Genomic DNA, 415 nt, shown 5'->3' with positions numbered 1-415 from the left:
CGAGGAGAAACCGGCACGGCCGCGTTCCAACCGCGCTATCACCGGCCTGTACTTCTACGACAACGACGTGATCTCCATCGCGCGCGGTCTGCGGCCGTCGGCCCGCGGCGAGCTGGAGATCACCGACGTCAACAAGGAGTACCTGGCCAGGGGCCGGGCGCGGCTGGTGGACCTGGGACGCGGCTTCACCTGGCTGGACACCGGCACGCACGACTCGCTGCTGGACGCCGGTCAGTACATCCAGACGCTGGAGCACCGGCAGGGCCTGCGCATCGCCTGCCTGGAGGAGGTGGCGCTGCGGATGGGCTTCATCGACGCGGAGGCGTGCCACCGGCTCGGCGAGCGGCTGGGCAAGTCCGGATACGGGCAGTACGTGATGGAGATCGCGGGGTCGCTGCGGGACGCCGGTCCGCGC

General features: G+C 70.4%; 1 protein-coding gene. It reads left to right on the top strand.

Features of this window, described 5'->3' with window-relative positions:
* On the top strand, positions 1 to 415 hold a 415-nt coding region (locus AC0AIB_RS31515; protein WP_465098131.1), incomplete at both ends, for a sugar nucleotidyltransferase.

This window comes from Micromonospora sp. DSM 43699 (genome assembly GCF_055517075.1).
The sequence above is the reverse complement of the archived record's forward strand: the minus strand, read 5'-3'. Positions and strand labels throughout refer to the sequence as shown.